This window comes from Flavobacterium erigeronis (assembly GCF_054075165.1).
Window position 1 is genome coordinate 301,332 of record NZ_JBSKGP010000006.1, and the last position, 23,768, is coordinate 325,099.

At 44.5% G+C, this 23,768-nt stretch carries 26 protein-coding genes; 13 read left to right on the forward strand and 13 right to left on the reverse strand.

The genetic code is table 11. The features are described 5' to 3' along the window. Positions 1–158 precede the first annotated feature (158 nt). The 11 genes from ACWA1F_RS13875 to ACWA1F_RS13925 all read left to right on the forward strand — a co-directional run bounded on the left by ACWA1F_RS13875 (position 159) and on the right by ACWA1F_RS13925 (position 12,257). The gene (locus ACWA1F_RS13875) at positions 159–1,322 is read left to right on the forward strand and encodes a PQQ-dependent sugar dehydrogenase (protein ID WP_456894409.1); all 1,164 of its coding nucleotides are present in this window, start codon (positions 159–161) and stop codon (positions 1,320–1,322) included. A 3-nt stretch (positions 1,323–1,325) separates the two neighbouring features. Beyond that, positions 1,326–2,285 carry an SMP-30/gluconolactonase/LRE family protein gene (locus ACWA1F_RS13880; RefSeq protein ID WP_306157288.1) on the forward strand — a complete coding sequence of 320 codons (960 nt, stop codon included), beginning with the start codon at positions 1,326–1,328 and terminating at the stop codon, positions 2,283–2,285. Positions 2,286–2,306: 21 nt separating this feature from the next. Beyond that, the gene (locus tag ACWA1F_RS13885) at positions 2,307–3,416 is read left to right on the forward strand and encodes a catalase family protein (protein ID WP_306157286.1); all 1,110 of its coding nucleotides are present in this window, start codon (positions 2,307–2,309) and stop codon (positions 3,414–3,416) included. Between the two features lie 24 nt (positions 3,417–3,440). Beyond that, positions 3,441–4,577 (forward strand): Gfo/Idh/MocA family protein, encoded by a 1,137-nt coding sequence (locus ACWA1F_RS13890; protein ID WP_306157284.1) that lies wholly within the window; start codon positions 3,441–3,443, stop codon positions 4,575–4,577. 101 nt (positions 4,578–4,678) lie between these two features. After that, positions 4,679–6,745 (forward strand): sensor histidine kinase, encoded by a 2,067-nt coding sequence (locus ACWA1F_RS13895; protein ID WP_306157282.1) that lies wholly within the window; start codon positions 4,679–4,681, stop codon positions 6,743–6,745. 494 nt (positions 6,746–7,239) lie between these two features. Beyond that, positions 7,240–7,464 carry a hypothetical protein gene (locus ACWA1F_RS13900; protein WP_125721161.1) on the forward strand — a complete coding sequence of 75 codons (225 nt, stop codon included), beginning with the start codon at positions 7,240–7,242 and terminating at the stop codon, positions 7,462–7,464. A 503-nt stretch (positions 7,465–7,967) separates the two neighbouring features. Next, positions 7,968–8,804, forward strand: coding sequence for an STAS domain-containing protein (locus ACWA1F_RS13905; protein WP_306157278.1), 837 nt, complete (start codon positions 7,968–7,970; stop codon positions 8,802–8,804). A gap of 10 nt (positions 8,805–8,814) precedes the next feature. Further along, positions 8,815–9,213: an STAS domain-containing protein gene (locus tag ACWA1F_RS13910; protein ID WP_306157276.1), complete on the forward strand. Its 399-nt coding sequence runs from the start codon at positions 8,815–8,817 to the stop codon at positions 9,211–9,213. Beyond that, on the forward strand, positions 9,194–9,607 hold the full coding sequence (locus tag ACWA1F_RS13915) for an anti-sigma regulatory factor (RefSeq protein WP_306157274.1): 414 nt from the start codon (positions 9,194–9,196) through the stop codon (positions 9,605–9,607). Before ACWA1F_RS13910 ends, ACWA1F_RS13915 begins: the two co-directional genes overlap by 20 nt. After that, complete coding sequence (locus tag ACWA1F_RS13920; RefSeq protein WP_306157272.1) at positions 9,600–10,613, forward strand: SpoIIE family protein phosphatase; 1,014 nt, start codon at positions 9,600–9,602, stop codon at positions 10,611–10,613. Before ACWA1F_RS13915 ends, ACWA1F_RS13920 begins: the two co-directional genes overlap by 8 nt. Before the next feature lie 6 nt (positions 10,614–10,619). Continuing rightward, positions 10,620–12,257 (forward strand): sensor histidine kinase, encoded by a 1,638-nt coding sequence (locus ACWA1F_RS13925; RefSeq protein ID WP_306157269.1) that lies wholly within the window; start codon positions 10,620–10,622, stop codon positions 12,255–12,257. A 564-nt stretch (positions 12,258–12,821) separates the two neighbouring features. Here the strand turns inward: ACWA1F_RS13925 and ACWA1F_RS13930 are convergent. Both ACWA1F_RS13930 and ACWA1F_RS13935 read right to left on the reverse strand, forming a co-directional pair. After that, entirely contained in the window at positions 12,822–13,016 is a 195-nt protein-coding gene (locus tag ACWA1F_RS13930) for a hypothetical protein (protein ID WP_371878215.1), read from the reverse strand. Further along, entirely contained in the window at positions 12,994–13,542 is a 549-nt protein-coding gene (locus ACWA1F_RS13935; RefSeq protein WP_306157267.1) for a DUF2071 domain-containing protein, read from the reverse strand. Before ACWA1F_RS13935 ends, ACWA1F_RS13930 begins: the two co-directional genes overlap by 23 nt. Positions 13,543–14,127: 585 nt before the next feature. Here ACWA1F_RS13935 and ACWA1F_RS13940 point away from each other — a divergent pair. Continuing rightward, on the forward strand, positions 14,128–14,577 hold the full coding sequence (locus tag ACWA1F_RS13940; RefSeq protein ID WP_306157265.1) for a response regulator: 450 nt from the start codon (positions 14,128–14,130) through the stop codon (positions 14,575–14,577). A 339-nt stretch (positions 14,578–14,916) separates the two neighbouring features. Continuing rightward, a complete protein-coding gene (locus ACWA1F_RS13945; RefSeq protein ID WP_306157263.1) occupies positions 14,917–15,120 on the forward strand; it encodes a response regulator in 204 nt (67 codons plus the stop codon). Between the two features lie 421 nt (positions 15,121–15,541). Here ACWA1F_RS13945 and ACWA1F_RS13950 read toward each other — a convergent pair whose 3' ends face one another. From ACWA1F_RS13950 to ACWA1F_RS14000, 11 genes are all read right to left on the reverse strand, one after another. Beyond that, the gene (locus tag ACWA1F_RS13950) at positions 15,542–15,928 is read right to left on the reverse strand and encodes a helix-turn-helix domain-containing protein (RefSeq protein ID WP_306157261.1); all 387 of its coding nucleotides are present in this window, start codon (positions 15,926–15,928) and stop codon (positions 15,542–15,544) included. 193 nt (positions 15,929–16,121) lie between these two features. Next, complete coding sequence (locus tag ACWA1F_RS13955; protein WP_371878214.1) at positions 16,122–16,307, reverse strand: DUF6965 family protein; 186 nt, start codon at positions 16,305–16,307, stop codon at positions 16,122–16,124. A gap of 89 nt (positions 16,308–16,396) precedes the next feature. Continuing rightward, entirely contained in the window at positions 16,397–16,678 is a 282-nt protein-coding gene (locus ACWA1F_RS13960; RefSeq protein WP_306157260.1) for a hypothetical protein, read from the reverse strand. Between the two features lie 173 nt (positions 16,679–16,851). After that, positions 16,852–17,172, reverse strand: coding sequence for a hypothetical protein (locus ACWA1F_RS13965; protein WP_306157258.1), 321 nt, complete (start codon positions 17,170–17,172; stop codon positions 16,852–16,854). A gap of 53 nt (positions 17,173–17,225) precedes the next feature. After that, on the reverse strand, positions 17,226–19,268 hold the full coding sequence (ligD, locus tag ACWA1F_RS13970) for a DNA ligase D (protein ID WP_306157256.1): 2,043 nt from the start codon (positions 19,266–19,268) through the stop codon (positions 17,226–17,228). Between the two features lie 142 nt (positions 19,269–19,410). Further along, a complete protein-coding gene (locus ACWA1F_RS13975; protein ID WP_306157254.1) occupies positions 19,411–19,590 on the reverse strand; it encodes a DUF3606 domain-containing protein in 180 nt (59 codons plus the stop codon). 39 nt (positions 19,591–19,629) lie between these two features. Next, positions 19,630–19,854 carry a hypothetical protein gene (locus ACWA1F_RS13980; RefSeq protein ID WP_306157252.1) on the reverse strand — a complete coding sequence of 75 codons (225 nt, stop codon included), beginning with the start codon at positions 19,852–19,854 and terminating at the stop codon, positions 19,630–19,632. A gap of 451 nt (positions 19,855–20,305) precedes the next feature. Beyond that, positions 20,306–21,397, reverse strand: a complete 1,092-nt coding sequence (locus tag ACWA1F_RS13985; protein ID WP_306157250.1) for an L-dopachrome tautomerase-related protein — start codon at positions 21,395–21,397, stop codon at positions 20,306–20,308. Positions 21,398–21,495: 98 nt separating this feature from the next. Further along, a complete protein-coding gene (locus tag ACWA1F_RS13990; protein WP_306157248.1) occupies positions 21,496–22,068 on the reverse strand; it encodes a Crp/Fnr family transcriptional regulator in 573 nt (190 codons plus the stop codon). A gap of 93 nt (positions 22,069–22,161) precedes the next feature. Beyond that, positions 22,162–22,467, reverse strand: a complete 306-nt coding sequence (locus ACWA1F_RS13995) for a putative quinol monooxygenase (protein ID WP_306157246.1) — start codon at positions 22,465–22,467, stop codon at positions 22,162–22,164. Between the two features lie 139 nt (positions 22,468–22,606). After that, positions 22,607–23,632 (reverse strand): Gfo/Idh/MocA family protein, encoded by a 1,026-nt coding sequence (locus tag ACWA1F_RS14000; protein WP_306157244.1) that lies wholly within the window; start codon positions 23,630–23,632, stop codon positions 22,607–22,609. Between the last annotated feature and the right edge of the window lie 136 nt (positions 23,633–23,768).

A 23,768-nucleotide genomic window follows, 5' to 3' on the forward strand; every position in this document is an offset into this window, starting at 1 on the left:
CCATCGGCCGTTTAAGGATAAAAGACTGTAAATCATATAATATTATTTTTAATATAATGTAAGGTTTTGACTTTCAGTGTTTAATAAATTTAACAAGCTTCACAAAATGAATATCTTTCAAAGTAATTGAACCGCAATATCAACACTTAACAATCCTTATGAAAACAAAAATCACTTTTATACTGCTTTTGGGTTTAAGCTGCATGTCTTATGCCCAAAAAGGGATTCCGCCCAAGGAAGACACAAAAAAAACGACAATCACCAATTTCCCAACACATTTAGAATACAGCACCGAATTGGCCTCGGGACTAAAAACTGCCCAGGGCTGGCAGGTAACTCCGGTGGCTAAAGGTTTAGGAAAACCTCGAATGCTGTATGTTGGCAAAAGCGGACAATTGTATGTAACCCGCCGCGATGCCGGCGATGTGCTGATGCTCAAAGACACTGATAAAGACGGCAGGTTTGATGATTTGATGCGTGTTGCTGATTTTCCGGGTGTTCACGGAATCACCTCAAAAGACAATTTTATGTATTTGTGCAATAACAGCAAAGTGCTTCGATATGCTTTAAACACAGATGGTACTTTTGGAAAAGTTGCTGATACGTTAATTAACGATCTGCCCAGCGGCGGACAGCACGCTAACCGGACTATGGATTTTGGGCCAGACGGCAAATTGTATATTTCTGTGGGAAGCGTCTGCAATGACTGCAAAGAAAGCGACAAAGAAACCGCTTCACTGCTTCAGGTGGATCCGCAGACCTGGAAAAGGACTTTATATGCATCGGGACTTCGCAATATGATAGGTTTTGACTGGCATCCCCAGACAAAAGAAATGTGGGGCGCGGACAATGGCGGAGATACAAAGGGCGACGACTGGCCGCCGGAAGAATTAAATCATATTGTACTGGGTGGCAATTACGGATTTCCTTTTGCTTATGGAAAACGTGTCGTTGACCAGAGCAGGGAAGATCCTGTGGGAAATACAAAGGAAGGATGGGTAAAAGCCACACAGCCTTCTGTAATGGAATTTCCCGCTCACAGCGCACCGATTGCGTTTGCCTTTTTTCAGCAGGGAAATAACAAAGGCGATGCACTGGTATGCTGGCACGGATCGTGGAACAGACAAAACCCGAGCGGATACAAAGTAGAAAGAATCAAATTTGACAAAAAAGGAAATCCAGTAAGCTCTGATGATTTTTTAAGTGGATTTTTAATTGGAAATGAGCGTTTTGGAAGACCTGCCGGTCTTGCCATTGGCAATGATGTAGTGTATGTTTCTGATGATGCAAATGGAATTATTTATGCCCTTAAACACAAATAAATTATGAAAAAGTTTATCATACTCATGCTGTCTGTTCAGGCAATCTGGGCACAGCAGCCTACAAAACGAATTGAATTTGAAGCGCCGGAATCATATCCGGAAGGGGTTGCTTTTGATAAAGCTTCGAATGCATTTTATGTTACTTCCGCGCGATTGGGAACCGTTGGAAAAGTAACCAGGGAGGGAAAATATACCGAATTGTATGCAGATAAATCTTTAAAGTCGACTTATGGGATAAAAGTGCATCCGGACGGAAAACGGCTTTTTTTCTGTGCAGCAGATGCCAATTACAGCAAATTCAGCACGCCCGAAACTAAAAAGAAGATGGCAAGACTGGTTTCTATTGATATAAAATCCGGAAAAAAATTGTCTGATACTGATTTGTCAGGCCTTGCTGCGGGAGAGCATTTCCCAAATGACCTGGCTTTTGACAAGCAGGGCAGCGTGTATGTTACGGACAGTTATGCCGATGTAATTTATAAAGCGGACACCAATGGAAAGGCAGCTGTTTTCAGCAGAAGCGAACTGTTAAAATCGGCCGGAGTAGGACCAAACGGAATTGTTTTTCATCCGCAGGGATTTTTAATTGTTGCCAATAACGGCACCGGTGCACTGGTAAAAATAGAACTTAATAATCCCGAAAAAGGCACTAAAGTTAAAATAGATCAGTTTTTTCCAAGTGCAGACGGACTTCTTCTAGACGATAATAATACCCTGACACTGGTGCAGAACGGCGGGGTAAATAAAATTTTCAAATTAATAACGGCCGATAACTGGACAACCGCACAGGTTGCAGAATCGACCTCTGTCGAAGACCGGTTTGCTTTTCCGTCAACGGCTGCAACAACTGGTTCGGAAACATGGATTATGAATGCCAATTTCAGCGAACTGACCGAAGGCAATAATGTTCCTTCAAAAAAATTCTCCCTGCAGCAGGCGGTGTTCAGTCCGGCAAAAAAATAAAATCAGACTAAAAAAAACTTTATGACTTTATCCACCCATTATATCCGTTACAGCGATTCGGTAGAAGTGCAGCAGCCGGATGAACAGGAAATCAGTCGGAAAATTGTAGATTCCATGGCGAGAGTAAACCGTCTGATGTACGAGAAATACCGTCATGCGATAAGAGATGCCCATGCCAAAAGCCATGCCGTTTTAAAAGGCGAAATTACCATTTATGAAAATCTGCCGGAACATTTAGCTCAGGGACTATTTGCAGAGCCTAAAACCTATCCCGTTATTGTGCGTTTTTCTACGGCTCAAGGTTCTATAGTACCAGATAAATTGTCAGCCTTCAGAGGAATGGCAATCAAAATAATAGGAGTAGAAGGAGAGAAATTTTTACCTGAACTGTCAGATGCCCTGACGCAGGATTTTCTGCTGGTGAATTATCCAATAATTCCAACAGGAACAATAAATGAATATTTAAAAATGCAGGAAGGTCTGGAGAGCCAGGCCCAAAGCGGCGAACTGTTCCAGCAGATTGCGCAGAAAGCCGCTGTAGGGGTGCAGAATGTTATGGCCGCTGTAGGTCTGGCAGATAATACAAACAAATTAAGCGCACCGGGACCGCACATTTTAGGCGATGCCTATTTTAGTATGGCAGCACTTCGTTACGGGGATTATGTGGCAAAGATTAACGTAAAACCATTGTCTGAAAATGTAAAGGGACTGTCTGGCAAAAAAATTGAAAGCGAGATAATTGATGAGGACGAAAATGCTTTTCTGACCAAAATTATAGCTGATTTTTTCAGATCCAATACGGCAGAATATGAATTAAGCGCACAGCTTTGCACAGATCTGGAAAAAATGCCGGTAGAGGACGGTTCGGTGCAGTGGCCGGAAGATGAAAGCCCTTATCAGCCGGTGGCAAAGCTGGCTTTTCCGCCACAGGAAACCTTCAGCCCCCAGCGGAGGGTTTATGCCGATGATGTGCTGAGTTTTAATCCGTTCCACTGCCTGCCCGAGCATCGTCCGCTGGGGAATATCATGCGCGTGAGAAAACTTGCGTATGAAACATCCAGCAGATACAGGCATCATATGAATGCGCAGGCAAGGCTAGAACCTAAAAGCATTGTGGAGCTGCCCGATTAATTGGTAAACAAAAAAAGAATTCTTATGAAAAGATATAAAGTTGGAATAATAGGATACGGGGGATTTGGAAAATTCCTGCACCACTGGTGGTCAAAACTTGAAAATGTGCAGGTGGCCGCAGTTGCAGACCATGGATCCCACATAAAAGAAGCAGAGAACTGCAGGGTGTACAGTGATTGGAAAGATCTGGTAAATGACCCGGAAATTGAAATTGTAAGCATTGTGACGCCTCCGGGGCTGCACAGCGAAATGGCCTGCGCCGCAATGCAGGCCGGAAAGCACGTGCTGCTGGAAAAGCCGCTGTCCATAACAGAGCGGCAGGCAGAGGAGATTTTCAGAGTGCAGCAGAAGACCGGCAGGATTATTACCGTTAACCATATGATCCGTTATAACCCCATTATAAACGCGGTCATCCAGCTAGGACAGGACGGCGCACTGGGGAGGCTGCGCCACGCTGTGGTAAACAACTACGCGCAGGATGAATCCCTGCCCGAAAGCCACTGGTTCTGGAATGAGGATGTGTCAGGCGGGATTATGGTGGAACACGGGGTGCATTTTTTTGATATCATCAATGCTGTGGGGGGACAGAAATATTCTCAGGTTTACGGCGTGTCCCATAAAAGAAATGAGCATCAGCGCGACCGTGTGGCTGCCATGGTTTTATACGATGAGGGCCTTATAGCAAATTATTACCATGCCTTCTCCGGGCCCGGCTTTTTTGAGCAGACCACAATCAATCTGGTCTATGATCTTGCCAGGATTACCATAGAGGGCTGGATGCCGATGAAAGGAAACCTGAAAGCGCTTGTAAATGCGCAGAGCCGCGAAGAGCTGTCCAGACTCCCAAGGTGGTCTGAAACTCAGGCGCAGGAGTTTGCAAAAGCCGGAGACGTATCACGCCCGGAAGGATGGGGCGCATCAGAATCCGGAGTTGCGGCTGAGAAAGAATCCACGCTGATATCTGGAATTTTGTATGACGCTGATCACATCGTATCGGGATCTTTTGAAATCCCGCAGACAAAAGGCGAGGTGTACGGCAGCTGCGTCCAGCAGATACTTTCTGATGTAATTGCAAAAATTGAAAACCCGGACCATACGCTTAAAATAACTCTCGAAGATGCTTTTGAAGCGCTTAAAACCGCACTGCTTGCTTCCAAATAAAATACGGTTTTCAGCGGCCGCTGAAAATCTGCCTGAAAGTAAAAAAGTTCCTTATCTTTGAGATGCCGGCCTGCTGTATTACATTTAATTAAATGATCTTTATGATTCAAGACCAATCCCCATTAAACGACGAATTCTATTTTGTGCCCAAAACTGCGATGGGGGACGCCCTGAGAAAGGCCGACTGGAGCCAGAGCAGATTAGGGCCTCCGGGGCAGTGGCCTGCCGCTCTGCGCAGCATCCTGTGTATGCTGCTGTGCTCTAAACTGCCTATGTTTGTATGGTGGGGAAAGGATCACCTGCAGTTCTGCAATGACTCCGGCCTTGAGAATTTTCCCAGCGACCGTCCCAGTCAAGGGCAGCCAGGGCCGCAGAGCGCCGGTCTGTGGAGCCTTTTTGGGCCTTCCGTTACAAAGATAATGCACACCGCGCTGCAGTCTATCCAAGAAGGCCAGTTTCCGATGCAGGAAAAGATTTTCCTTAACGGCAGATTATGCGTATTTAATTACACTCCGGTGTTTGGCAACGGCCCTGTGGTCGAAGGCGTGGCCGCGGTATGCTCTGAGCATGAAGACCATGCCCATGAGCTGCGTTCGCTCATTGATGCCGCTCCGTTTCCAATCGGAGTCTATGAAGGGCCACAGATGCGCATCAGGATGCTAAACCAGTCCATTATTGATGCCTGGGGAAAAGGGGGGGACCTGGTTGGAAAAACCTATTTTGAGGTGCTTCCCGAACTGGAAAGCCAGGAAATCTACCCGCTTCTGCAGCAGGTTTATAATTCCGGGGAGCCTTATCATGCCAAAAACCAGCGGGTTGACCTGCAGAGGGACGGAAAACTGCAGACCTTTTATTTCAATTACAGCTTTACGCCGCTTTTTGACGATAAGGGCAGGGTATACGGGGTGATGAATACCGCTGCAGATGTTACTGACCTTAATATCGCCAAGCTTAAGATGGCACAGAGCCAGGAGAATTTCCGCAGCCTGATCATGCAGGCGCCTGTCTCCATGTGCCTGATGCTTGGGCCTTCCCATACAGTGGAGATAGCCAACGAGCATATGGTCAATCTCTGGGGAAAAGACAGGCAAGAGGTAATGCAGAGGCCAATCTTTGAAGGACTGCCCGATGCAAGGGAGCAGGGGCTGGAGGGCCTTCTGGACCAGGTGTTTAAAACCGGCGAAACCTTCACGGCCAGTGAAATGCCTGTGCATCTTATACGTTTCGGAACTCCAGAGGTTGTGTACCAGAACTTTATTTATGAACCTTACAGGGACGGCAGCGGCGAGGTGCTGGGCGTTATTGCCATTTCCAATAATGTTACCGAACAGGTCTTGGCACGCCAGAGGGTTGAAGAACTGATAAAAGTCAGAACTGAAATGCTGGTAGAGGCAAATGAAAACCTGGCACGCTCTAACGCGGATCTGGCGCAGTTCGCCTACATAGCCTCTCATGACCTGCAGGAGCCGCTTCGGAAAATCAGTATTTTCTCTCAGATGCTCCAGGACAAGGCAGGCCCTATGCTGGACAGCAGGTCCCAGGAACACCTGAGAAAGATCGGGCAATCCGCTGCCCGGATGCAGTCGCTGGTGCAGGATGTCCTTGCATTCTCTCAGCTTAATAAAGCTGCAGGTTCCTTTTCAATGGTGGATCTCAATCAGATCATCGTGGAAATTCTGGCAGACTTCGAACTGCTGATAGAAGAAAAGGGGGCCGTTTTGGAGATTTCAGATATTCCGGAAATTCCCGGACAGCCGCTGCAGTTAAGCCAGCTGCTGGGCAATCTTATCGGCAACGCACTAAAATTCCAGCGGGAAGGATGCACTCCGGTCATTAAAATTACCGCTGCCAAGGCCGATAAAGCGGAAAAACTAAGCAATCACCTTATCGCTGAAGCTGATTATGTCAAAATTACGGTCTCCGATAACGGGATCGGTTTTCTTCCTGAAGAAGCGGATAAGATTTTCGGGGTTTTTCAAAGGCTTCATTCCAAATCACAGTTTGAAGGCACGGGTATCGGCCTTTCCATATGCAAAAAAATTGTCGATAACCACCATGGGGCTATAAGCGCGCAGGGCAGTTCGCTAAAGGGCGCTGTTTTCAGCATTTACCTGCCCTTGGAAATTAATTCCTCACTGCCTCCAACAGCAGAAAGATATCTTTTTTAAAAGTGGGGGCTGGGTTATTTGTAAGGCAAACCAGCCTAAAAAAAAATGTTAATTGAACCTTTAGCTCCCAAAACCCAGTCCCTGGGCTGCTGCAAAATATCCGGTCTGCAGAGGCGGCAGCTGTAATCCTTTCTGTAAATATAAAGTCAGCAAGAAAAAGTAAGAGTCAAGCATCAGCATAAAAGGGGCGGCGGCCAGATCCATATTGGCCACTCGGTGGTCCGGCCCCCTATTTGCAAGCCAATAAGTATGACATTGAAAGCCAGTGCGTTTGAAAGCATTTTAGAAGATGTCGTGCAGTGCACCGGAAGCTGCAAAAAATTACGGATAAATTTAGGCTGATATAAAACTAATTTTTAAATTTATTGCCGCTAAATCGGTAAGCGGCATATTTGCACCTGCAATAATTTATTAAGCACTGCAGCACAATATTAATTCTATAGAAAACATTGCGGGAGTATTCCAGCATATTGTCTGCACATAATTTATGAAGCATGACGTATGAAATTGCGAAAAAGAATAAAGCTAACTATCCAGACTTTACCACTTTGAGGGGTGGCACAATGAGAATTTTCATAGTGCCGCAGGTGCTCGAAGATTTCGACAGATACTTTAAGGATTATCTCACCAGAGATTTTGATGACGGAATGGTTCAAGCTTATTCTTCCAACGGGCAGTTTAAATTATACTATAGAGAATTGAAACAACATGCAATTTAAAGCAGATATTGGAAAGCCACAAGCTGGGCGTACAGTTGGCATCCGGATATCTGTCTGCAGCGGCCTCTGATGTCCGATAGTTCCGGGTAAATTTTGAAGCAGCCCTAAGATATTGATTTGTTATCCTTGTAATTTCTGTCAGAATTAATAATCTAAAGCAGGTCGCCTCATCGGGAATCATACGGGAAGAACCTTTCTGCTGTCCTTTATTGACCGAGTTTTCGTTCTGGAAATTCTCCTCATCCAAGGGTAGTTTTCAGGTGTATCTGCATTCACCTTATTATTTTTAAAAATTAATTTTTTACTGCCGTTCTTTTTAAAGGGGGGTGTTCCGCAGCCAATTTTCGGGCATTCTCGCGTTTGGGGCATTTTTCTCCTTTTGCGGGTTGCCATTTATCACATGCAAATTGATTAAAGGTGGATAATTTTGCACGTATTTTCTGAATTCGGTAATTTGATGGATTTAATTGTCTACATTTACGGGAATCCAAATATCACAGCAAATGCAGAACAGTCTCCTGGCAAGCTTGAAAGAGCACCAAAACAAATTATTGGCCGAATGGTCCCAGCTTTTACAAGCTAGCGGTTCTACTGACGGTTCAACGGAAGAAGAAGAATCAAAGGAGTTCGTTTCCCTTCTGCTGGATGCTTTAAAGCATTCAAATGGAAATGCGGATTCAGACGAATTCGAAAATGTTTACGATCTGCTGGTCGGAATTTCAAGTTCGAGGGGCAGACGCGGTTTTTCGCCTCGTGAAAATGCCCAATACCTCATTGCTTTTAAGGAAGCGGCTTCTAAAATTCTTTCAGAAATGGAGTCTGATCCTTCAAAATTGTACAGCGCTAATTTAGAGTTGAGCAAACTTCTTGATAATATGGCAATACTGACTTTTGAATCCTGTATGAAAGGGCGGGAAGAAGTCATTTCAAGGCAGATTGATGAGATCAGCGAGATTTCGACTCCTGTAATCCGCGTCTGGGATGGTATTGTGGCGCTTCCTATCATTGGCACGCTGGACAGTTCCAGAACCCAGGTGGTAATGGAAAATTTATTGCAGCAGATTGTGGATACGGGAAGTTCGATCGCCATACTTGACATTTCAGGCGTGCCGGCAGTAGATTCCCTGGTAGCGCAGCATCTTATAAAAACTGTAAGTGCAACACGGCTAATGGGTGCAGAATGCATTATAAGCGGCATACGCCCTGAAATTGCTCAGACGGTGGTTCATTTAGGAATTGATCTTACGGGCATTATTACTAAGGCTTCATTGGCAAGCGCACTTCAAACAGCCTTTGATATGCTTCAGCTCACAGTTGTGAAAAGAAAAATTACGAATTAAGATCACTGAAATGGAAAGAATTCCAATACTCAAGATGGGAGATTTTCTGCTGGTTACCATACAGGTCGATCTGTATGACCAATTGGCTGAAAATCTTGAATCTGATTTAATAAATGCTATCAAAAAGAATAATTCAAAAGGCGTTTTGATTGATATATCGGCGGTTTCCATTATCGATTCCTTTATGGGAAGAATTTTAGGAAACATTGCCGTAATGTCAAAAATTATGGACGCACAGACTGTTGTGGTCGGCATGCAGCCCGCTGTCGCTATTACGCTTGTTGAACTTGGACTGTCTTTAAATGGTGTTATAAGCGCCCTAAATGTTGAAAAAGGCATGGATTTGCTTCGCGCGAAAATGTACAATGGCGATAAGGAGGAGCAGGCATATGACGACAGCAGCCGATAAAGAAGAACTGTTTATAGCAAAAGAGCAGGATGTAGTTCCGTTGCGCAACCTCGTGAAGGAATACGGCGTAAAAATTGGAATGGGTATTTTAAACCAGACCAAACTGATCACTGCCACAAGCGAGCTTGTCCGCAATCTTCTTCAATATGGGGGAGGAGGAAGGGTTATCATAGAATCTGTAACCAATGGACGGGATTTCGGTGTCCGTGTGGTTTTTATTGATAAAGGGCCAGGGATAAAAGATATAAATCTGGCCATGCAGGACGGCTACAGCACCGGAAAAAGTTTGGGGCTTGGCCTTCCTGGCACAAAAAGGCTGGTGAATGAATTTGATATTCAGACAGAATTGGGAAACGGCACAACCGTAACTATAATAAAATGGAAAAATGGATAGTGCTTTTTGCGTTTATAAAATTGACGATAGGAGTCTTATCGCTTTAATTAAAAGGGAGATACACAACTTAGCGCTTCAGTTAGGCTTCAAGCCGCACAGGGCGGCGGAAACTGACATTATTATCGCAGAACTCGCTTCTAATCTTATCAAATATGCTGGCGGGGGCGATCTGCTTTACAGGGCGCATCACAATGGAAGCTGCAATGTGATAGAAATATACTGTCTTGATAAAGGAAGTGGCATTGATAATCTTGCCAAAATAATGAAAGACGGCTATTACACCTCCAGCACATTGGGACAGGGCATGGGCGCCATTAAAAGATTAAGCAATGATTTTCAGATCTATTCCTTACGCGGCTGGGGAACCGTCCAATACATTAAGATTTGCGATAAAGCCGATGCTGCATTCCCCAACTCAAATGCAGGATTGGATATAGCAGGGCTCAGTGTAACTTATCCGGGCGAACGGGTATGCGGAGACGGATACCATATCAAATATTCCAGAAAAGGCTTTCAGATTTTTTTTGGAGACGGATTAGGCCATGGGGTAAAGGCCCGCGAAGCAGTTGAACAGGCAGTCAAAGCTTTTAAGCAATGCGCAGAAACTGATCCTGCGGCAGTGCTGCGCCATGTTCATCAGCACGTTAAAAAAGGCAGGGGGCTTGTAGCTACTGTTGCCATTGCCGATTATGAGGCGCAAACTTGGAATATCTGCGGCATAGGCAATATCAATACGCGGATCTATAACGGGCTCGACAGCAAAACCTATACGCCATATAATGGCATTATAGGCCATAATATTCCACGGACTATAAAGGGCACCATCGACCCTTATCAAAAACATCAGATTATTATAATGCACAGTGACGGACTGCGTACGGGACTGCATCTTAATGATCTGGCTTCCATAATTAAACAGAGTCCGGGAATTATAGCTTCGGCCTTGTATAAGGATAATGTGAGAGGAACCGATGATGCCGCAATATTGGTTGGAAAAATAATTTAAAGCTTTATGGAGGAAATTGTAAAAATTAGTCTTGACAATGAAATGGACCTCATACTGGCTCATAAGCGTTCAATGAAAATTGCTGAAATGTGCGGCCTGCCCATAGCGTCGCAGACCCGGTTTTCCACTGCAGTTTCAGAAGTGGCAAGATGCTCAATTGCCAGCGGAAAAAATTCTGTGCTTGTTTTGGGAATCAATACCATCAAAGCAGGCCGCAAAGAAATACAGGCGGTGCTTACCGATCAGGTTGATCTCAGGGGATGCAATCCAGAAGCTTACAAATATGCTGATAAATTATCAGGCAGCATAGGATACAGTTATGCCGGCGGCCAGTCAAAAACCATATTAAGCCATCAGGTTTCTTCGCCGGGGCTTCTTTCAGATGCAAAAATAAATGCTCTGGCAGATTACTTTAAATATGAGCCGCCGATTTCGGCTTATGATGAAATCAGAAAAAAAAATATCGAGCTTGCAGCACTTTCAGAAAAGCTGGGCGAAAGTGAAAACCAATACAGAAATCTCGTGGATACAATTCCCGTTTTGATCTGCATTGTCAACGACAGAAGCACTGTTCTGTTATCAAACCATGCATTCAAAGCTTATCTGAAAACCCCCCTAGCCATTTTTGACAAAAAAAACCTTGGGGCATTTATACATCATGATGATGTGCATCCGATATTGGAAGGATGGAAGAATGTTAAAAAAAACAGAAGAGATTTTTCTGCTGAAATCCGAATTAAAAAAGATGGCATTTATATCTGGCATAATGTTTCCATTATGCCGAATAAGTCGGAAGACGGCTCTTTTAAGAGCTGGCTTATCTATTTTATAAATAACAATGCCCAGAAAATGATTGTTGAAGCTTTAAAGGATAATTCGGAGCTTCGAAAGATGCAGCTTGAACTGCAAAGCGCAAACTCAAAACTTAAATTTAAAAATAAGGAGCTGGAACAGTTCGCTTTTATAACAAGCCACGATCTGCAGGAGCCGCTTCGAAAAATCATGATCATGATCTCAAGGGCGGCAGAACATTTAACCGAAGGGCAGAAAACGCTTTATTATTTTGATAAAATTACGCTGGCGGCCGGCAGGCTATCAAATTTGATTTCAGATGTTCTTAATTATTCCCGTGTAAACAATCATGATAAATTTATTAAAGAGGCCGATCTTAATGATGTTGCAGCTCAAGCTCTAGAGGACCTGAGTCTGATTATTGAAGAAAAAAAAGCCGTTGTAAACTTAAATGGGCTTCCGGTTGTTACCGGGATTGAAACCCAGCTGCGCCAGCTGTTTTACAATCTGATAAATAATGCGCTGAAATTTAATGCGCTCAAGCCCGAAGTGAACATTTCCAGCCGTATAATTTCAGATAAAAGCGACACTGCCTTTGATCCTGCAGCCCCTTGCGGTGATTTTTATCTAATTTCAATTGAAGATAATGGAATTGGAATGGACAGCGAGTATTCTGCCCGAATCTTTGATATGTTCCAGCGTCTGCACCAAAAGGGCCAGTACAGCGGCAATGGCATAGGGCTGGCCTTATGCAAGCGCATTGTCGAGAATCATAACGGGACTATCAATTTTACAAGCATGCCGGGAAAAGGAACAGTTTTTTGGATCTATCTGCCAATTCTTGCGGCCTGAAAGCGCTATTTATGCGCTGGATATGCCGGCGAAAATAACAGGCAGAGAGAAGACTGTAAAAATGCGTTTTTTATTGGCAGCAGGGAAGACCTTTCCAATTTAACAATGTCGCGGCTGCAGTGCCCGCGCATTGCCCCGGAAGAAGTCGGGCATTACATCCACGGAAAAATAAAGGGAAGCACATTTGAGAAAATGAATGCTACTGAACACTGCCCGCATATGAGCCATCCGCAAGGGGCAATTGAATTGATTCAAAAATTCCTAAACCAGACGACTTATTGATCCCGAACATCGGAGAGAGCTGGAGCTCCAACAAGCTAAAATCAATGGAAGGGCAGCAGCAGGAAATATTCAAAATTATTACCCATGATCTGCAGTAGCCTTTACGCAAAGCCGTATTTACGGGGAATTTTCTTTTGGCAGAGTATTTTACATAACAGTATTGCAGTTCATTAAATTCCGTCTTTATACATTGCCCGCTATTCATTACAGAATTCAGATTCCTTAAAATGCAATCAGATAGACGAAACAAGGAAGAGCTCTCTACAATCCGTAATTTCTAATTTATAAAATTCTTTTCCTGCTCCATAAAAGAACATCGATAGATTGGCAATAATGAAGCTTTTCTGGATGTTTATTTAAAGAAATGCTGTTGAAATTATAATTTATTTCAGTAATAGGAATGTCAATTTCTTCTAGATTCCATTCTTTATGATGTATGTCATGGCGGAAAAGTTTATTTCCGGTGGCATTGTACAAGCAATGTCGTTCTGTTTAACCAGTAATCCAGCGGCGTTTTTATAATTGGAATTCCTATTTTTTTATAGCTGAATAAAAGCTTGTAATTCTTCACGCCATTCGAAGAAAATAAAGTATTTATGGATTTTTTGATGTAGGACTTCCTATAGGGCAATTCTAAAAATGTTCGGGTGAGTAAAACTTCAATAATTTTGTTAGTTTCTATGGAAAGCATGTAAATACCTTTGATTCCATTATTCAGCACATAGGTCCGAACATTTATTTCCTTAAAATTGGATATGTAGGGAATACGAGGGATATAATGCATTCTCATTTTATGAACATCAAAAGCCACCAGTGATATCCAAGCTTTGTCTTGAAAAGTGTCCAGCACCAAACCTGTCGGAAGCAGTTCCGATATGAGTTCTGGCTTAACGCTCCAATGCAAAAAAAAGGTATCGTCCCACTGCTGGAAATATTTCCATTTTCTTTCAGGAAGGGGCAAATACCTGTGAGAGGCTTGTTCTACTATTTCTGATATGGCCATGGCAAACTTTTAATGGTCCAAGTTTGACATCAATGCATTTGAGACTGGTGCAGAAAAGAGAAATGATGCCCGGCAGCATATTGCCGCCTTTATTAGTGCGGAGCATATTGAAGATGCGGTCTCTCTTCAAGGGGACTAGGCCGGGGTTTGGGATTTGACTGTGTGTTTTTAGGAGCTTTTTCCCGCTATCCGTTGCAATCTATGCGCCGGAACGCCCGGCGCATAGTATTTCCACTGCACACGAGCGAAGCGAACTGGCGAAGCAATCGGGGCTAAAATTTTGGAAGAAAGTTTTGCGGCAATAGCGGCATACTATGGCAGGGGAAAAATGTAATTTTTACTGCCGCTGGACCCGCAGGTTAACTGTTCCTGCATTCAAAGGCGCCATACGCTGGATTTTGGCAGGCTCTGCAGATTTGCATCATTTGCAGCGATTTTCTGAAAAATTAGCCCTATATTTGCAGTTCACCAGCCGCATGCGGACATATTTCTATCGTTTACCCATTACAAGGATTGTATTAATTTTTTAGTATAACTTTTGCAGATTCATTTGCCCTTAATTGAACTGCCCTAAATTTGAAAACGATGTCTGAGCCCCAGAATTTCCATAAGTTTATTTTCCATGCCGATGACGACGAGGATGACAGGCTGCTCTTTCTCGATGCAGTGGATGAGCTTGATCTGAATATTACCGTTGGACAGGCCGCCGACGGAGGGCAGCTTCTGCAGTGCCTTTCGGGGAGCGGGGCGCAGATGCCCGAGCTGCTGTTTTTAGATATCAACATGCCCGGAAAAAACGGGTTTGAATGCCTAAGGCAGATAAAAGGCGCAGAGGGGCCTTTTGGCTGCCTTAAGGTAATTATGCTCTCCACAAGCAGGAATCCTGAAAACATTGAGCTTTCCTACGCGCTGGGGGCGGATCTCTATGCCGTGAAGCCCGCCACGTTTCAGGAGCTTAAAAAGCTGCTGTGGGCTGTTTTTATGATCGACTGGAGCGCATTTGCAAGAGATAAGAAAGGGTTCATTCTTACCTGAAAAGGCTGGGATCCTTACAGAAGACAGCACCGCAGTTCAGATGCGGGCTGTTTAATTGTATGTAAATGGTGCCGGGTTCGGGACGCTGTCCGTTTATTTTATCCCTGCGGTGCTGCGCGGGCCATTTTTCCATTTTCTGCACAAGAAGAATCTCATGAAGGTCCCGAGGGGGTTTTTACAGCCCTGTGATCGTCCTTTTCCGGTAAAATTTTTTATCCTCGAAAAGGCAGGCGCGTTTCGGGTGCCCGCTGTGGGATGCCAGCCAGTTGCTGTCTGCTGCTTTTTTTATTCAGACTTCTTCATTTTGTTCTTTCCGGCAGCCGCATGTGCTAACTTAGCATGGAATTCCAGTTAAGAAATGCAGGTGGGGTTCTCCAAGGATGGAGAGTGGTCATGCTCTCCACCAGCAGCACGCCAGAAAACATCAAGATCTGCTATGCTTTGGGAGCTGATATTTATGCTGTGAAGCCCAGCTCGTTCCAGAGGCTAAAAGAACTGCTTTATGATGTCCTGACCCGGGAGTGGAATAAAAAAGACCTGTAAAAATCTTTCCTTATTTGAAAGTTAATTTATAAAAGCGCCCCAGAATATATAGAAACCTGCCCGATGCCTAGGAATAATTTCTGTCTGGTTTATTAAGGCTGCTCTAGTCTGTAAGCTCATTTAAAGAGACAAGATCCAGATAACAAAGCAGCAGCATGGTCTCCATTATACGGGTCTGGCATCGGGTCTGTGGAAAAAAACAATCCGTCTGGTTTTTTTACAAGATGTGCAAATTTACGCAATTAGATGGATCTTTTTTACTGAATTAATGCTTTCTGCAGCAGCAGGAAGAAGCCTTTGCCCGCAGCTCTTTAGCCCTGTTTTCCCGGTCAGGGTATGCTATTTAAAGCCGGCAGCCATGATTATAGTGAAATTAAAGAGCAGGACTGGGATTTATTGACTGAAATGCAGGGCTGATTTTTCAGCGCCTTCCTGTAAAATTCTTTTTTATTATTTCCCTGTACTTAAAGGGCGTGAATCCGGTCTGTCTCTTGAAGAAACGCTCAAACCCGCTTGTGCTTTTAAAGCCCAGTTCGGAGGCGGTAAAAGCAATGGATCTTGAAGTGTCAAAAAGTTTTAATCTGGCCCTGCGGGCAAGCTCTAAAGATATGAAGCCTTCTGCGGATAAGCCGTTCTGCTTAAAGATCAGGTCTTCAAAATATTCATAATCCATGCCAAGCTTTTCTGCAAAATAGCTTGCCGAGGGGATGCCCTGAGGCGCAGTTTTTTCGCAGCTGTAATATTCTTCGATAAGATTCTTCATGGTGCGGCCCATATCAAGGGCTGTCTGGCTTTTTTCTCTATGCATCTCAATTTTTTATTTTTCTAGCCACTACGTGAAGCCCCGTTATTCCAAATCAGGTTCAGGCGTTTAATGATCTGCGTCTTCGGCTGGATCTCACAAAGCCGCCGGCTTTTTCCGTTTTAGGGTTCCTGCCTTACTGTCTCCGGTCGCGGATTCTGGTTTTGATTTTGCGCTCCCTGTAGTTTTTCCCTTATATTCATATAAAATCCTTCTGGTTCCAGAATGCCGGGCAACTATCAATTGGGCCTTTGTAATTGTTTATGGCCGAGTAGCAGCTCTTGAGAAAAAGCTCCGAATCGGTTATTCTGGCCCACGGCTTCCACAGCGCCTCCTTTGGAGACGGGAAGGCTTCAAAATAACGTTTTATCTCTCTTGGGGCCATAGGATAAAATTAGGAAAAAAACAAAAACCGGTCAAGGCTTTGGATGGGGCAGTTGTTTTGTTTTTTTATATTTTTTTGAGCTGTCCAAGCTATCCGCCGCACATGAGCGATAACGAACTGACGAAGTAATATTCTGCGCCGGATTCCGGCGCAGAAGGATTTCCGCTTCTATCGGGGCTAGGGAGCCCGCTTTGTGCCGTCTGACTTTTATGATCACTTTTACGCCATCGACAATAATAGGGCAGCTTATTGGCAAAAAAGACGGGTTGTCCTGCAAAACCTGTCTGCAGGTTCACAATAACCATAGCGGGATTAATTTGGCCGCCCATCGAACTGGTCATATCGGCAATTACCGCATTGCTATTTTTCATGTCGATGATAAAGTCCTGAAGATTGCAGTGAGCACTGTATCTTGAATTATGAAAATGTTAAACAGCTTTCCCGCGGCTATATTCCAGCCGATCAGCTTTGGGTTTTGTTTTGGCGCTGCGCCCGGATTTCCCATATCCGATGCCCAAAACACATTATCTGCGGCCATGAGAGTTTATTCCAACCATCCAAGCCTGTTTAAAATAAACCCTTCCAGCTCCTTGTCAGCAGCGGCATCCCGCTGGGCAGAGGTAAGTATCTTACTGTAAAGAACAATAAAATTTTCAGACAGGAACACGTCCAGCGCATCCAGGCACTCCATTAAATCCGGCTGCGATGTCTGCCAGAGCGTTCTTCGTTCGCCGGAAATATCCTTCAGCACTAGAGTGTACATTTCCGATGAAGCTTGGGAATGCTGGTCTGGGATGGTGATGGCAATTTCAAAATCGTTGTCCTGATCATTAAAAGAGCCGGTAAGGAAATAGCTTGTGGTCATAACGGGTGTTTTGGTTTATAAATGTTCTAACTTATAGCTGCAGGGACAGTTCTTTAAAAAAAGAGGCTCTGTGCTTTGGCGACTGCTTTTCTCATGTCAATTCCCTTTTGCAGCGCCCCTTTAAAAATATCCCCTTGAGCCCTCATGCGCGCTATGGAGTTCTCAATGGTGAAATCCTTAATCTCCAGCCCTTTTCTGACCTCCTCCCAGTGCAGGGGCATGGAGACCGTGGCGCCCGGTTTTGGCCGCAGCGAATAAGGGCAGGCGATTGTGGCGCCGGGACGGTTCTGAAGGAAGTCCAGATACATCTTCCCGCCGCGGTTTTTGATCTGGCGCTCCAGGCTTGTGAATTCCGATAGCTGTCCGTGCACGATCGAAACGATCATTTTTGCGAACATCTGGGACTGGTCATAGCTGTATTTGGCGCCAAGGGGAATGTAGATATGGATGCCGGTGGAGCCTGAGGTTTTCACGTATCCTGTGATGTCCAGCGCGTCAAGGATGTTTTTAACCTCGCAGGCGGCCTCTATGACCTGCCCGAAAGTATTCTGGTCCGGGTCAAGGTCAATCACGCAGTAATCGGGATTGTCGGGATGCTGCACGCGGCTGAACCACGGGTTCATCTCAATGCAGCCGAGGGATGCCATGTAAAGCAGGGTTTTCTCATCCCCGCCTACAAGGAATTCTTTTCCCTCACCGTCACTGGTCGTGTAGGGGAAAGTCTCTGCCCACTCAGGGGCTTTTCCCTTCACGTCTTTCTGGTAGAAGCTCTTGCCGTTTATGCCCCCGGGGAAACGGTTAAGCGACAATGGCCGGTCTTTAAGGTATGGAAGGATGAATTCGGCCGCCTTGTAGTAATAGTTGAACATATCGCGTTTGGTGTAACCGCTTTGGGGCCAGTATACTTTGCTCAGGTGCGAGAAGGTCATGTTCTGTCCTTTGATCTTTTTGGTCTGGGTCTCTTCAGTCGGGTTTAACAGTGTCTTTGGACCGCCTGCTTTTGGGGCGGTAAGGGGAGAGGTAACGGGTGCCTTCGTTTCTGGGTCATTGTCCTTTAAAACCGCCCCCGATTCCGCTTCTTTCTCCAAGGTTACATCGGCCGCTTTTTTATCGCTTCGCATCCCTTCAAAGGATGGGTGGCGGAAAACCCCGTCGGATGTGATCTCGGCGTAGCTGACCTCGCAGACCAGTTCGGGTCTGAGCCAGACCGCCTTTGCATGCGGCGGGTTGGGGCGGAATCGTGAGGGCTTGTTGATATCGGGCTCCGAGGCAAAGGGGATGGTCTTGGTGATAAGGGGCGCGAACTCCTGCATCATTTCTTTCTGCATCTTATCGGTAAAGCCTGTGCCGACCTTGCCGGCATACTGAAGGGTTCCGTTCTGGTAAAAGCCCAGCAGCAGCGAGCTGAAGAGTTTGGAGGAGTCCTCGTTTCGGGTATAGCCCGCGATAACCACTTCCTGGCGCCTCTGCGCTTTTATCTTCAGCCACTGCCTGTTTCGGCTCTCTGGGATGTAGAGGGAATCCTTTCTTTTGGCCATGATCCCTTCAAGTCCGATTGCGCTGGCGGTCTGAAAAAAATCAATGCCGCCCTCAAAGCTTTGGCTCAGGCGTATGCGGTCGTCATCTTTAGGCAGTATTTCTTTTAAAATGGCCTGGCGCTCTGTAAGGGGCAGCTCCATGAGGTTTATCCCATTGTACCAGAGAATGTCAAAGGCATAATAGACCAGATGCCCGTCCGCTTCGCTGCGCCAGTTCTGCAGCGCGCTGAAATCCGCCTTTCCGTCTTCTTTTAAAACCAGTATCTCCCCGTCAAGCACTGCATTGCTTTTCCACTTTTGCAGGGCCTGGGTGATAGGGTAATATTTGCCCGTAAAAGGCTTGTTGTTTCTGGAGGCCAAAGATACTTCGCCTTTGTTTATATAGGCCAGGGAGCGGTAGCCGTCCCATTTGACCTCAAAGCTCCACTGCGTGTCATCAAAGGGCGCGTTTACCAAAACTGCCAGCATGGGTCTGATGCCCTCTGGCATGCTTCCTGGCGTACCTGCTTTTAAAAGCGTGTTGATTTGCGCTGTCTTATTATCTTTTTTCTTTCCCATGTGTGCTGTCTTTAAATGAGTGGTAAATAAAGCCCTGACGCCTCGGGCTGTTTTACTCTTAGATGTACTGTATCATTCAGGCAAAAAATCCCCGAAACATCTGTTGGCATGCCGGGGATCAGGTTCTTTTTATTGGCTAGTGCTATTTTGCGCGCAGCACGCGTGCTACGGCGTCGGCTGAGTTGCCTGCCTCATCTACTGCCCTTTGGAGCTCTTCGCGGCTGACATTGAATTTCTCTGTCCAATACGCGACCTCGTGGTCCTCGTTCATATTGATGCGGGAGCGGTCCTGCTGTCCTTTGTTTTTTAAGTCGTCGCTCATGATACTTGATTTTGAATTAATAATTCTTTTTGCAAAAGGTTAGGTGTTTGTACTTCTGCCCGAGCGGGCATCTGTCGGGTCATCGCTGCCGCTTTTTTCATTGCGGTCCGGGTCAGTGCCTGCCTCATCTGTCTCATCGATATCGCCCCAGTCTCCGGTGTTCTCGCGCCTGGCATCTTTATTTTTATTATCCTGAGCGGCCAGCATCTGGTGGTATGGGCAGTTTTGGAGCTCTTCGGGGCTGAAATTATGCGTGTTTTCCATGGTTTTTGATTTTAATAATTAGCAGGGTTAAAATTAGCAGGTTAGCTCGATTTAAGCTTACAGGAAAAAGCGCGGAGTTTATGTAATTATCATCTTGGGGGCGGGGTGCGTGATGATAGTTTTTGGGATTATTAAGAAAATGCTTGATGGGGTGGTAAAGCAATATTCAATTCTACAAATATTTCAGAGGATATGAAATGATTGTACTGTGTAAAGCAGAATTGTCTTTCTTTAGCTCTATAAATTTCAGTTTGAGTTTTAATTGATTTGCTAACGTAAAATATAGATAAAGTTAAGAGTCCATTTTAGCCACTTTATTTTATATAATCTCATCATTAAAGTGAAGGGAATATGTAAAATTCGCCTTAGCTTTTTGTGTAATAAGATATGAAGTCCAGCTTTCAATGACCGGAATGCAGGGTTGCCAAAAGCGAATGCAAAAAATACATTTTTAATCTATCTTCATTCTGAAAACGTAGTACGGCGGTCTGCTTGCATCTACTCCATTATTAAGCAATGGCAGATGGTGCAGCTGATTGGCTACGATATACAAGTATCCTTTATATAGGGCCACACCGTCAGGCCACGAAAGCCTTTTGTCTGCTAATAATTTTTTATATCCTTGCGGACTGCTTACTCCTACAGCATTTTCCTGAACGTCAGTTACATATATATTGCCATTTTCACCGACTTTAAATCCGTCTGAAATTGGCTTGTCGGCATAAAAGGAAATGTATTTTGCGAGCGATTCATTGGAGAGGCTTTCGTCAGCCAGCACTGAGGAGGGGATTTTATAAATTTTCTTTGCGCCCATGGCTCCAAAATATATAAAATTATTTTCCTTGTCTATTGAAATTGGATTCAGACCGTTTCGTGGCTGCATGGCTGTGCCGTCTGCCTTTTTATGGATCACTTTTATGCCATCGACAATAATCGGGTCGCTAATTGGCAAAAAGGAAGGGTGGTCCTGTAAAACGCGTTTGGCAAAACCTGTATTCAGGTTTACAATAATCAGAGCCGGGTTAATTTGGCCGCCGATTGAACTGGTCATATCGGCAATTACTGCGGTGCCATTTTTCATGTCGATGATAAAGTCCTGAAGAAAGGAAGTTGCAGTGAGGACCGTATCTGGAATTATGAAAACTTTAAACAGCTTTCTCGTGGCAATATTCCAGCCGATCAGCTTTGGATTTTGTTTTAGCGCTGCGCCCGGGTTTCCCATATCCAATACCCAAAGCATATTATCGCTGCTTACCTGGATCCCTATAGTGCCGCTGACGCCCTTATTGCTGGAATTGGGCTGCATTACCCATTCTTCCTCGGGAAACGGAACTGTAGATCCGTCCGATAGTATTTCCCTGACCATATGCTTTGAACTGACCAAAGCAGACATAGTGATAAAAATGCGCCCTTCAGGGGATACGGCAATATTCCCAGGCCTTTCGCTAGGGAATTCAGCAACAACTTCCAATTTGCTTTGTGCAAAAACATGCGCGGATAATAAAACTGACGCAGATAGCAGAAAATACTTGATTGTATTCATATTTGTATTGTTTAAAATTAACTTTACAAATTTTAAACAATTAAGAATGCTGAAAGATGAGGCATATCAATATTTTAAAGTGACCTAAATCACACCTGCTATCCTTTAAGCCTACTCAGTGTCTCCCTTGTCATCCCTAAGTAAGAAGCCAGAAGTTTTTTAGGTACTCGGTGAACCAGATGAGGAAATTTTTTTACAAGATTATTATAACGGGTCTCGGCTGTTTCGTTCAGCAGCGACATGATGCGCTGTTCTAAGGCAATGTATCCGTAGTGTGATTTCACTCTGAAGAAATTTGACATTTCAGGTATTTCATGGCAAAGCTTTTCCCTGTCCTCAAGTCGGATGCAGAAAAATTCGGAGTCTTCGATGCAGTCGATAAACATAGTGGCCGGCGTTTTGTTTTGATAGGCCTTGAAATCGCTGGTCCAATATTGTTCCATTGCAAACTGCAGTATATGCTCTTTGCCTTCGCTGTCAATGGCATAGGTTTTTGACAGCCCCTTAATTATCCAGGCTTTGTAATGCACCAATTCATCCTTCTGCACGAGAAATTGATGTTTTCGAAGTTTTTTATATACAAAGCATGCAGCTATTGTTTCCCATTCCAGATCGGTTAAGGGGTTAACCTCCTCGATGTGTTTTCTCAGCAGGCTATAGTATTCTTCCATGGTATTTGATGCGATTGAAAAATTAATTGGCCAAATATAATGAAAAAGCTGAAGTGTACACTCCAGCTTTTCATTTATAGGCATCTTTGAATTTTACCCTGCTATTTTGGTCATTCTGTACAGCGTGAAATCTGCAATCCATCTGGCAGCGCCACTGGCTTGGAATTTTTTTATTGCCTCGCCCTGCATGTGGGCTCTCCAATCTTCTTCACTGGCCCATGTTTCAACAAAAACCAGTACTCTGGGATCATCTTTTGACTGATGCAGTTCATATCGTATGCATCCTTTTTCCTTTAATGTCTCAGTGACAAGCTTTTCTTGTTCGCGGCGAAGATTTAGTTCTTCATTCTGAAGGGCAATTGCTGTTGCAACGATTGTTATCTCTGAAGTTTTTTCCATTATTGTTTTTTTTAAACTAATTTCCCTCTGCCAATAAGATTCTGATTCCTACATACGTATTCTGGATGACTTCTTGATCCTCATTCAGTTATATTTCAGATTAAATGGGGCATATAAGGGATAAGCTTAGTATGGTTTATTACTCTTGAATGCTGTTAGATATACTATCCAATATAAACTGGGTATCTTCAGCTTTTTTTATCACCGATTCGATGGTTTGCCCGTTTTCTTCAAAAATAAGCTCCGCGAAATTTTCTATCATGTGAACGGTTTGGGCCTTGCCGGTCGGGGAATCAACATATTCAAACTCTTTAGGGGTTGCCATTCCTTTGCGAAGAGTGTAGCCCGCGATATGGTTTTTATCATCAAAGGCAAATCCTTTTGACCAGTCCAGAACAAAATCATCCATAGTTATAAGGCCCTCAGTACCTAGAAGGTCCAAATCCATAATGCAGACCCCTGCATTGTAGCCTATATCCCAGTTTGAGATTGGATTGCCCTTGAATTTAATCATCCCAGAACCGCGATAAATGGCATTGGTTTGCGGATCACGCTGTATGAAAGTCGTGATATCCAATATTTCGCTTGCGTTGGGCATATATTCTACTATAGCGCGTGCAACATACCACCCCATATCACCGATAGCGCCTAAAGGCTCCAGTTGCGTATTGTATCTGATGTTTGTGCGGTCAAGAAACGGAAAGAAGAAAGAGGTGTGGATTCCTTGTATAGTTCCAATCTGTACGGCTGCATTTTCCTGAATTTTTTTGGTTCTCGGATGATGGGTGAAGTGGGTGGCATCCATGAATGCTACTTTGTTTTCCCTGGCAGAGGCCGAGATGCGCTTAAGGGACTCAAAGTCCGCAAAGGGCTTTTCCACCAGTATGTGCTTTCCTTCTCTGGCGGCCTGAATTGCAATCTCTTCTTTGGCAGAAGTCGGAACACCTATATAGACGGCGTCGACATCACTCGAGGCAATCATTTTTTTCCAGTCATCGTATCTGGAAGCTATTTGATGCTGGTCGGCAAAATTGTTCAGTGTTTCAGGGTCCCTTCCAGAAATTGAAGAAATCGCAGCATTCGATGCCGCATTGATTGCCTGGGCTGTTATATTTGAAATCATACCGGTACCAACTATACCGATTCTAAGTTGTTTTGATTGCATTTTTTATTGTTTTTAATTTGATGTAAAATTCAGATTTTGAATCTTCACAGCAGATGACCTACATCACGAAATTAAATTGACATACATCACACTTGGATTTATGGGCTGAACATTTTGTCGCTGTCTCTTTGGAGGA